At 72.6% G+C, this 10,132-nt stretch carries 10 protein-coding genes and 1 pseudogene; 4 read left to right on the forward strand and 7 right to left on the reverse strand.

Annotated elements, in window-relative coordinates; all coding sequences use genetic code 11:
• On the forward strand, window positions 1–287 hold a 287-nt coding region (locus tag RH94_RS14645), incomplete at its 5' end, for a transglycosylase SLT domain-containing protein (protein WP_158073051.1).
• Window positions 288–730: 443 nt separating this feature from the next.
• On the opposite strand, the pseudogene RH94_RS14650 reads toward RH94_RS14645, so the two are convergent.
• The 5 genes and pseudogenes from RH94_RS14650 to RH94_RS14675 form a co-directional block, all read right to left on the reverse strand.
• Window positions 731–952, reverse strand: a pseudogene (locus tag RH94_RS14650) (P1 family peptidase); the annotation flags it as partial.
• An 11-nt stretch (window positions 953–963) separates the two neighbouring features.
• Window positions 964–2,256, reverse strand: coding sequence for an MFS transporter (locus tag RH94_RS14655; RefSeq protein WP_234425773.1), 1,293 nt, complete (start codon window positions 2,254–2,256; stop codon window positions 964–966).
• Between the two features lie 134 nt (window positions 2,257–2,390).
• Window positions 2,391–2,558, reverse strand: a complete 168-nt coding sequence (locus RH94_RS43380) for a hypothetical protein (RefSeq protein WP_234425774.1) — start codon at window positions 2,556–2,558, stop codon at window positions 2,391–2,393.
• Between the two features lie 453 nt (window positions 2,559–3,011).
• Window positions 3,012–3,461 (reverse strand): hypothetical protein, encoded by a 450-nt coding sequence (locus RH94_RS14665; RefSeq protein ID WP_073948043.1) that lies wholly within the window; start codon window positions 3,459–3,461, stop codon window positions 3,012–3,014.
• A 551-nt stretch (window positions 3,462–4,012) separates the two neighbouring features.
• Window positions 4,013–5,260, reverse strand: a complete 1,248-nt coding sequence (locus RH94_RS14675) for a metal-dependent hydrolase family protein (protein ID WP_073948044.1) — start codon at window positions 5,258–5,260, stop codon at window positions 4,013–4,015.
• 185 nt (window positions 5,261–5,445) lie between these two features.
• Here RH94_RS14675 and RH94_RS14680 point away from each other — a divergent pair, with 185 nt between their 5' ends.
• Together RH94_RS14680 and RH94_RS14685 are read left to right on the forward strand one after the other, a co-directional pair.
• Window positions 5,446–6,111, forward strand: a complete 666-nt coding sequence (locus RH94_RS14680; protein WP_073948045.1) for an ArsR/SmtB family transcription factor — start codon at window positions 5,446–5,448, stop codon at window positions 6,109–6,111.
• Window positions 6,108–7,445, forward strand: a complete 1,338-nt coding sequence (locus tag RH94_RS14685; RefSeq protein WP_073948046.1) for an MFS transporter — start codon at window positions 6,108–6,110, stop codon at window positions 7,443–7,445. The genes RH94_RS14680 and RH94_RS14685 overlap by 4 nt, the downstream gene beginning before the upstream one ends.
• On the opposite strand, the gene RH94_RS14690 is transcribed toward RH94_RS14685, so the two are convergent.
• Together RH94_RS14690 and RH94_RS14695 are read right to left on the reverse strand one after the other, a co-directional pair.
• A complete protein-coding gene (locus RH94_RS14690) occupies window positions 7,423–8,727 on the reverse strand; it encodes an amidohydrolase (RefSeq protein WP_107428720.1) in 1,305 nt (434 codons plus the stop codon). The genes RH94_RS14685 and RH94_RS14690 overlap by 23 nt on opposite strands.
• A gap of 18 nt (window positions 8,728–8,745) precedes the next feature.
• Window positions 8,746–9,432, reverse strand: coding sequence for a trimeric intracellular cation channel family protein (locus tag RH94_RS14695; protein WP_073948047.1), 687 nt, complete (start codon window positions 9,430–9,432; stop codon window positions 8,746–8,748).
• Between the two features lie 121 nt (window positions 9,433–9,553).
• Between RH94_RS14695 and RH94_RS43385 the strand changes: the two genes are divergently transcribed.
• Window positions 9,554–10,132 (forward strand): CapA family protein (locus RH94_RS43385; protein WP_234425775.1); only part of this gene is annotated, 579 nt, incomplete at its 3' end.

The following is a 10,132-nucleotide window of genomic DNA, read 5'->3' on the forward strand; positions in this document are numbered from 1 at the left end:
TGAAGATCATGAAGGCCAAGGGCATCCCCGGCAGCTACGACGGCCTCAAGCGCAACATCCTGCGCGAGTCCGGCGGCAACCCCCACGCCCAGAACAACTGGGACACCAACGCCAAGAAGGGCACCCCCTCCAAGGGCCTCCTCCAGGTCATCGACCCCACCTTCAAGGCCTACCACGTCGCCGGCACCCCCCACAGCGTCACCGACCCCGTCGCCAACATCACCGCCGCCGCCAACTACGCCGCCCACCGCTACGGCTCCATCGACAACGTCCACTCCGCCTACTGAGAGCCGGTGCCGCCCTGGACACGGCGGAGAAACGCCTCATGCGACTGTGCGCGTACCGACTGCGCGAAGCGGCTGAGACCGGACACAGGCGGCAGGCCAGTCCGACCGGGCCCCCTCTCAGGGGTGAACCTGCTGCCGAGGGCGGCGGCGACCGTTGCGGACCACCAGGCGGCGACCGTTCCCATCCTCCCGTCCGCGCTGCAACACGGGCCTCTGCCTGGTGACTTGTCGATCACTCACATGAGAAGGCATGCCGCCCTCCCACACGCTCCCGGGGAGCCGGTCCACAAGTCCTGGGCATTGCTCGGTCACCCGCGCGTCCCTACGATCGGCGCGCACCTACGACACGGGAACGGGAGTCGGACGAGCAGGTGCACGGGGCCGGACGTCGGGCGGTGCTCGGGGCGGCGGTGCTGGGCGCGGGCGGAGCGGTCCTCGGGCTGCCCGGAGCGGCGGGGAACGGCGGGGCCGGGCACGACGGCGGTCACCCCGCTGTGCACGTCGGGGGGCCGGCGGACGGTGGTGTGCCCGACGCGGACACCCGGTACGTCGGTGATCGCGTCGAGGGGTCCGGTAGGGGCATCCCCGATGACGATGCCGAGGTCACGGGCCCGGGGCCGGGGCCGGGTGCCCGGTGCTGACTGGACGTGAGCCGTTGGTTCCATACCGCTGGACGCTACGCGCCGCGCCGGATGTCGCCTCCCTGGCGCGGCCTTCGCCGCTGCGGACACCGGCCGGCCAGGTGACCGTGGCGGTGATCACCTCCGACCGGCTTTCGTCCCGCACCCTCGGCGGGGCCGTTTCCGGTTCTCAGGGCGCGCATGGCGAGGGCGCCGGCCAAGGGGCCGGGGCCCAGGAGGAGGAACGCGTAGCGCCAGCCGACGGCGTCGGCGAGGAGGGGGGTCAGCTGGATGCTGACGACGGTGAGGGCGAATCCGATCGCGGTCTGGGCCGTGAGGGCCGTTCCGATGTAGCGGGAGTCGGCGACTTCGCTGAGGGAGGTCGAGAACACTCCGGAGTCGGCGATCACGGCAGCGCCCCAGAGGGCACAGAACGCGACCACGAGTGCCGGCGGGGAGTGGACGAGCAGCGGTGAGAGCAGGCAGCACAGACCGCTGGTGAGCAGGGCCGCCATGGCGGCGGGAGGGCGGCCGAAGCGGTCGGCGCCCCAGCCGCCGAGCAGACAGCCGATCGCACCGCCGACCCCCATCGTGAGAAACACGGTGACCTCGACCGATCCGGGGAGGTGACGGGCGCTGTCCGTCGCGGCGAGGAAGGCGGGGATCCAGGTCCACAGGGCGTAGAGCTCCCACATGTGCCCGAAGTAGCCGAGGTTGGCCGAGCGGGGGCCGCGCTGGGTGAACATGGTGAGGGCGTAGCGGGGGTTGCGGGTGGGCGCGGCCGGGGCGGCATGGGGACCGACGCGGATGAAGGCCAGCGCGAGGAAGGAGGCCAGGAGTCCGGCTGCTGCCGCGACCAGGAGAACGCCCCGCCAGGGCAGTGATCCGACGCCGGCGATGAGGTGCGGAAGGGTCGATCCGAGCGTCAGGGCGGCGATGAGAAGCCCCATGGACTTGCCGCGTGCGGCGCCATGCGCCCAGGAAGCCATGAGTTTCATGCCGACCGGGTAGACACCGGCCAGGCACACGCCGGTCACGAAGCGGAGCGGAACGGCCGCGGCGAGCTGATCGACCGAGACGGCGAGCAGCACCGTGCACACGGCGGCGGCCGCGGCGCCGCCGGCGAGGAGGCGCTGGGGCGGGAGACGGTCGGCGAGAGTGAGGGCGGCGGACGTGAGCGCGCCGGCGACGAAGCCGAGTTGGACCGACGCGGTCAGCCATACGGCGTCGGCGGAGTCGAGTCCCCACTCGCTGCGGAGTGTGGGAACCACGGCCGACATGGAGAACCAGACGGCGAGGCCGAGTACCTGTACGGCGGCGATCGCGCAGCGTTGCATGCCGGCGTTCATGGTCCCCCAGCCCCTTCCTCCGACTGCCCGGGCGTCGCTGCCGCCGGTTCCCTTCCCGGCGGCGGCGACGTTCGGCGGGAGAAGCCTACGGGGCGGTCTCCTGACCGCCCTGCCCGGCTCCCGGGGCACACGGCTCACGCGAAAAGGTCGAGGAGCAGGTAGCCGTCCGGCCGTGGGACCTGGTCGCTGTCCGGCTGGACGGTGGGCAGCGCGCCGCGGAGCTTCTCGGGCCGTGCGGAGTCCAGGAGCGCGTCCGGTCCGGGGGTGGGACCGGGTTCGGCCGCGACGAGGTCGCCGATCATGAAGCGGGCGACGTGGGCCTGGTGGCCGAGGCGCCGGCCGGTGCGAAGAGCTCCGACCGAGGGTGTCGGTCGCCGTCCCTCGCCGGTACTCCTTGCTTCGAGGGTCCGCCGACGGCAGCGGAGAGCCGTCGAGCAGGACGACGGGGGAGCCGATGCGGTCCCTGCGGCCCGTGTTCCCGGAGGTGGAGTTCTCCCACCGGGGCTTCTGTACGGACGGCTGCCGCCTCGCGACTCGCATGGACATGACCGGCGGGAAGCCCGGCGGCTGCCGCGGCGAGGGCAGGACCCGTGTCCGCGCCGCGCGCGGGCGTCGCGCATGCCGCCCGTGCCACGTCGGCCGCAAGGAGCGGAGCGGCATGAGCCGGCACCGTGCCCACGATCGGGCGGGGACTCAGGGAACGCCCGGCAGCGGTTGCGCTGCCGGGCACCGTTCCGCGCCTGTTCTGCCGCGCTTCAGCGTCCTCCCTTCCGCCTGCTGCGCACCAGCCAGGCGGCTCCCCCGACGGCCAGAGCAACCGGCCACTCAAGAGCCCCCGCAACAGCGAGCGCTCCCAGGCCCCCGTAGAAGACCAGGTCCCGGGCGGGCAGGTCCTCCATCCGGGCGGGCAGGTTCTCCAGGCGGGAGGGCAGTTTCTCCACGCTGAGGTACGGGATCGGAATCGAAGGGTGGAACGTGCGGGTGTGCAGGTGGACACCCGCGCCGTCAGGATGGGTCTCTCCGGCTCCCTCCTGCCGGGCTCGCACACGAGCGGTGTACGATCCCGTGCTCCGAGTCCTGTACTGCCCCTTCTGGGCCCGCACACGCTCAGCAGGCTCCAGCGTGGTGAGAGCAGCATCCGACAGCTTCTTCTGCGCCCGGACGCGCTCGGTGGGCTCAAGTACGGTCTGCGCTGCCGTGGCCATTCCCTCTCCTCCTCCCTTGGAGTCGGTATCGGTGTGCCTCCTCTTCCATCCTCGCTCACCGTCCGCCATAGCACGACGCCAGACCCTTCAGCGCCGCGGCACCCGAGGCTCGCACACCGGCCGCGGTGGCCCGGCACCGGCATGGGGCGGTCCCGGTGAGTCTCGGGGACGCGCAGGGTCCACGGGTACGGAAGGCGGGCGACCGCGTCTGTCGGACGGGGCTGCGACGTGGTCGAGGCCGTCCGTGTCGGGCCGGAGGCCGTCGGGGCAAGAACCTCGAGGTCTTCTCGCCCACGATCGGCCGGCAGCTCCTCGAGCGCGGACTGATCGACGGGATCGGCCTGCACATCGCGCCTGTGCTGCTCGGCGAGTGCAGGCTGCGAGTACGCCGACGGCGGTGCACGCCAGGACAGCGCTGATGAAGCGGGTCCGCATGGTTCCCCGGGTGGTGCCGGTGCGGGAGGAACAGGATGGTTCGCCCATCCCCGTGCCGCCGGAGAGACCCTCATGGAAGCCGTGCATGCGCTGGGACCGTGCGGTGGTCGGTCTCGTCATCGGGCGGGGCGGCGGTGGACCGTGCCGGCCTTCATCACGAAGTCGGCGTGGCCGATGGCCTCGATGTCGTCGAAGGGGTTGCCGGGCAGTGCGATGAGGTCCGCTGTCGCGCCGGATTCGACCCTGCCCAGGTCGGGCCGCTTCAGGAGTTCGGCGGCGACGCCGGTCGCGCTGCGCAGGGCTCGCAGGGGGGTGATGCCGGACTCGACCATGGCGGGGAACTCACGCCAGTTGTCCCGGTGGGGGAACATGCCGGCATCGGTGCCGAAGGCGATGCGCACATCGCCGGCGGCCACGTTCCTGGCACTCTCGCGCAGTTGGCCGGCGTAGCGGGTGAACTTCTCGCGTTCGGCGGGGTCCTTGCCCTTCCAGTAGGTGTCGTCGTCGAGGTGGTCCAGCGCGTCGGCGACCATGAACCGGGTGGGCACGAGGAAGACTTCGCGCTCCTCCATCAGCGCCAGGGTGCGGGCGGAGGCGAGGTTGCCGTGTTCGACGGAGCGGACTCCGGCCCGTACGGCGCGGGCCACCCCCTCGTCTCCGTAGGCGTGCGGGGTGCAGGGGATGCCGAGGTCGTCGGCGGCGGCCACCAGCGCGTTCATCTCCTCCTGGGTGAAGGTGACCTGTTCGGGATCGTCGGCGGGGGTGGCGAACCCCCCGGTGGCGCCGAACTTGATCCAGTCGGCGCCCGCCCGGATGTCCTCGCGCACGGCGCGCACGACCGCGGCGGGGCCGTCGGCGAGCGTCCCGATCTCCCGATGCAGATGGGCGGCGAGCAGCGGGGAGAGGTCGCCGTGCCCCCCGCGGGACGAGATCAAGTGCGGGGCGACGACCATGCGCGGGCCGACGACCAGACCACGGGCCACGGCGTCGCGGAGGGCGAGGGTGACCGGCTCGCCGGCGAACGTGGCCAGGTCACGCACCGTGGTGAAGCCCCGGTCCAGCAGGTCCCGCAGGACCGGGAGGGAGCGCAGCGCGATGGCGGCGGAAGAGTCCGAGACGAAGGTCCCCAGCAGACGTGCGGGGTCCATGGTCGTGTGCACATGGCAGTCGATGAGACCGGGGAGCAGCATGCGGTCCCCGAGGTCGATCACCTCCGCGCCACCGCGGTCGACACTTGGCCCGACCTCGGCGACGACTCCCCCGCGGACAGCTGTCTCGATGCGGCTGCCCGGCTGTTCGGCGAGCCCGTCCCACCACCGGGCCGCGACCAGGACCACGTCCGCGTTGCCGCCCTCTCCTGCCATGTTTCCGATCCTCCACCCTGCAGCCGTCGGGTCCCACCCAAGAAATATGAGCCCGGCCACCGGGTGACGCATCCGCAACGGCTTCCCCGCCGGGCACAGGACCACGGACCGCGAACACCTCTTCGCGAAGAAACCTTTGCGAAGAAGTCTTCGCGAAGAACTGTTTGCGGTCTAGAGTGCGCGGTATGACCGACACGAACGCGGGGCAGGACGGCCCGCACCTCGAAGCGGACACGGTCGTACTGGATGCCAAGGGACTGCGTGCCCTGGCGCATCCGGTGCGTGTGCAGCTGGTCGGGCTGCTGCGGAAGTACGGCCCGTCGACGGCCACCCGCCTCGCGGAGCGGCTGGGTGTGAACTCCGGTACGGCCAGCTACCACCTCCGGCAGCTCGGCGCGGCCGGTTTCGTCGAGGAGGACACCGAACGCGGCAACGCGCGGGAGCGCTGGTGGCGTTCGGTGCACCGGACGACGGAGCTCAGCGGCCGGGACCTGGCCGATCGAGAGCCCGAGGCCACGCTGGCCTACCTGCAGTCCGTCGCCGCCGCCCACACCCTGCGTACCCAGCAGACGCTGAACGAGCTGCAGACGATGCCCCGTACGTGGCACGGCACCTTCGACATGAGCGACTGGGCCCTGCGGCTCACACCCGAAGAAGCCGTCGCCCTGCGCCGGGAGCTGAGGGCCGTCGTCGCCCGCTACCGGCGAGACGCGCCGGATACGGCGGCGAGCTCCCCCGAGGGAGCCGAACGGGTCACCGTGATCACGCAGATCCTGCCCGAACCGGACGCGCCCGCCGCGCCGTCGCTCCCTTCCGGTCCTCAGGAAGCCGAAGGGAGCCCGACGTCATGACCGACGACGCCCCGGAGGCCGGCGGCACACCCGGCAAGAGGTCCGTACGGCCACTGGCCGGGGTGCTGGCGGCCATGGCCGTGTCGCTGACCGGCACTCGGATCTCCGTCGTGGCACTGCCCTGGTTCGTCCTCGTCACGACCGGCAGCGCCACCCGGACCGGACTGGTCGCTTTCTTCGAGATGACCCCCTACGTGGTGGTCAAGGCGCTCACCGGACCGCTGGTGGACCGGATCGGCCCGCGGGCCGTCTCCTGGACGACCGATCTGGCCAGCGCGACCGCCGCCGCCGCGGTTCCCCTGTTCCACGCCCTGGACCTGCTCTCCTTCCCCTTTCTGCTGGCCCTGGTCGCGCTGATCGGCGCGGCCCGGGGCCCCGGCGACCTGGCCAAGGAGGTGATGGTCCCGGAGGCGGCCGAGCGCGGCCGGGTGCCGCTGGAGCGGGCCACCGGTCTGGCCGGTGTGACCGAGCGGCTCGCCTCCACCGTCGGCCTGGCGGTCGGCGGATCCCTGGTGGCGCTGCTCGGTCCCCTGACGGGACTCGCCGTCAACGCGGGCTGCTTCGCCCTCGGATCGGTGATCATCACACTCGCGCTGCCTCGTGGTGTGGGACACGCGGCCGAGAAGGCCCCCTCGCAGACCGGGGTGACGGAACCGGGTTACTGGCGGCGGTTCGGCGAGGGCTTCGCCTTCCTGCGCGGCGAGCCGTTGCTGCTCACCGTCTTCGTCATGGTCGGCATCACCAACCTGCTGGACGCGGGGTTCAACACGGTGCTCGTGCCCGTCTGGGCCAGGGAGTCCGGCAGCGGACCGGCTGCGATCGGCCTGCTGGGCAGTGTGATGGGGGCCTCGGCGGTCTGCGGGAGCCTGATCGCCGCGGTGGTCGCGCACCGGCTGCGGCGGCGGGTGGTGTTCTTCGCCGGGTTCCTGCTGGCCGGGGCGCCCAGGTTCGTGGTCCTCGCCCTCGACGCGCCGACGGGGATCGTGGCGGCGGTGTTCGCGGTCGGTGGATTCGGCGCGGGCTTCATCAACCCCGTGCTGGGAGCGGTTCTCTTCGAGCGGATTCCGCGCCGGATGCTGGGCCGGGTCAAAGCGCTCGGCAACTCGCTGGCCTGGGCCGGTATCCCTCTCGGCGGGCTGGTCGCCGGGGCGGCGGCGGCCTCCGCCGGTCTGGTGCCGGTGCTGTTCGCCTGCGGAGCCGCGTACTTCCTCACCACGAACCTCACCGGACTGCGGCCGGAATGGCGCGAGATGGACCGCCCGGACGGGCGCCGCGCACGGGAACGGCTCCCCGAGGAGCACGCCCGGCCGGTCAGTGGCCGTCCCTCCGCGTGACGTCCGCCGTGCCCACGTACTCCAGGGCGGCCACGACCAGCGCCCGGACACCCGTGTCCAGCGTGGGACGGCGGACCGGGGCGAACCGGGGGCTGTGGTTGACCGGGACGTCCTGGTCGACCGTGCCGCGCTCCGCCGCCGCCCGGTAGGTGCCGGGGTCGGACCCGCCGATCCCCCAGTACGTGAACGGGGTCCCCAGCGCGCGGGGGATGTCGCTGAAGTCCTCGCTGGCGCTCTGCAGTTCGATGGTGCCGTGGCGGTCCCCGAAGTACGAGGAGAAGGCCTCGGCGACGCGTGCGGTGACGCCGTCGTCGTTCACGGTCGGCGGGAACCGGCTGGTCTCCTCGAACTCCGGCTCGGCGGTGGCGCCGGAGGCCGCGCACTCGGCCCTGACGATCCGCCGGACGGAGTCCAGCACCCGCTTCCGGGTCGCGTCGTCGTACGTGCGCACGTTGAGCCGGATCTCGGCGGTGTCCGGGATGACGTTGCCGGTCGTGCCGGAGTTGACGGCGCCCACGGTGACGACGGCCGGTGTGGTGGCGGCCAGTTCGCGGGAGACGATCGTCTGCAGCCGTACGACGGTCATGGCGGCCATGACCACGGGGTCGACGGCGGCCTGCGGTGCGGAGCCGTGGGCGCCGCGGCCGTGCAGGGTGACGGTCAGGCCGTCGGCGGCCGAGAGGAAGGAGCCGGCGCGGGTGCCGACGTACCCGGCGGGGTGGGGCAGTACGTGCTGGGCGAGGGCGACGTCCGGTTCCGGGATCAAACCGGCGAGCCCGTCCTCGACCATGCCGCGCGCACCGTCGCCCGTCTCCTCCGCCGGCTGGAACAACGCGATCAGCGTGCCGGCCCACACCCGCGGCGAGGCCGCCATCAGCCGGGCGGCCCCCAGCAGACAGGTGACGTGCACGTCGTGCCCGCACGCGTGCGCGACCGGCACGGTCGCGCCGGAGGCGTCCTGGGCGGTGACCGAACTCGCGTACGGCAGCCCTGTGTTCTCCTGGACGGGGAGGGCGTCCATGTCCGCGCGCAGCAGGACGACCGGGCCGTCGCCGTTGGCCAGGACGCCGACGACGCCGGTGCCTCCGACGCCCTCGTGGACCTGGTAGCCCCAGGACCGGAGCCGTTCGGCCGCTTCGCCCGCCGTACGGTGCTCCTGGTGGCTGAGCTCCGGGTGGGCGTGCAGGTCCTCGTAGACGCGCTCCAGGGCGGACCGGATACCGTCGAGCCCGTCCAGGACTTCGGAGGCCGCGCCGTGGCGGCCGTTCTCCGACATGGTCATGGTCGGTGCCTCGCTCTCTCATGAGTCTTCTCCGTGTCGCCGGATCCGGTCGAGCCCGGACCGCGGCTTCCAGTTGCGGCCGCCGGGCAGGACCCACGACTTGCGCAGGGCCGTGAGCCGAAGGACGGTGCCCACGGCGATGCCGACCAAGATGCCGAGGGTGGGGACCTTCAGCTCCGCGCAGATCACAAGAACCGCGCTGACGAGGAGGGCGACGGACGCGTAGAGCGGGTTGCCGCTGAAGATGCCCGGAGTGCCGCCCAGCAGCAGGTCTCGAACCGCTCCCCCGCCCACCGCCGTGATCATGCCGAGCAGCACGGCCGGCAGCCAGCCCAGCCCGGCGTCGAGGGTCTTCTGCGCGCCGGCGACCGCCCAGAAGCTGAGAACGGCGGCGTCGAGCACGTTGAAGGGGCGGCGGGTGGTCTGCTTGCCCACGTCGAAGAGGAAGGCCAGCAGGGTGCCGGCCAGGGCGGTGGGGATGTAGGCGTAGTCGGTGAGCGCCACGGGGGTGCCGTGCTGCAGCAGGACGTCGCGGACGATGCCGCCGCCCAGCCCGGAGACGACGCCGATGGCGAGGTACCCGAACAGGTCGAAGTTCCGCTCCCGGGCGAGCACGCCGCCGAGCAGGCCGTTGGCGAAGACGCCCGCCAGATCCAGTCCGCGTGTCACCTCCGCCACGCCCCCCGGGGAGAGCCAGTCGGTCATGGACTCGTCTTCCTTCCTCCGCCCCTTCCCAGTGAACTGCACGGGTCGGCCGGGCGCCCTTCGCGGGGCGGGAGCGCTGATCCACGCGGAGGGAACGCCGGATGGCCACTACGGTGGAGGTATGCCCGGCGGCGTGGTGACGCTGTTCCTGTGCGGCGACGTGATGCTCGGTCGCGGCGTCGACCAGATCCTCCCCTGCCCCGGCGATCCCGCCCTGCGGGAGGGCTGGATCCGCGACGCCCGGGCCTACGTCGAACTGGCGGAGACCGCGAACGGACCGATCCCCGCCCCGGTCCCGCCCGCGTGGCCGTGGGGCGAGGCCCTGCCGGTGCTGGCGGCGGCCGCCCCGGACGTACGGATCGTGAACCTGGAGACCTCCGTGACGCGCGGTGACGCGTTCGCTCCGGGCAAGGAGGTCCACTACCGGATGCACCCGGCCAACATGCCCGCCCTCACGGTGGCCCGCCCCGACGTCTGTGTCCTCGCCAACAACCACACGCTCGACTTCGGCCGTGCGGGGCTCCTGGAGACGCTCGACTCGCTCAGCGGTGCGGGACTGCGGGCGGCGGGCGCCGGCCGGGACGCCGAGGCGGCGTACGCCCCGGCGGTGTGCCCGGTCGCGGACGGCACCCGTGTGCTGGTGTTCGCGCTGGGGACGGCGTCCAGCGGCATACCGCCGAGCTGGGCGGCGACGGCGGGG

The organism is Streptomyces kebangsaanensis (assembly GCF_001906585.1).
Lineage (GTDB): Bacteria > Actinomycetota > Actinomycetes > Streptomycetales > Streptomycetaceae > Streptomyces > Streptomyces kebangsaanensis.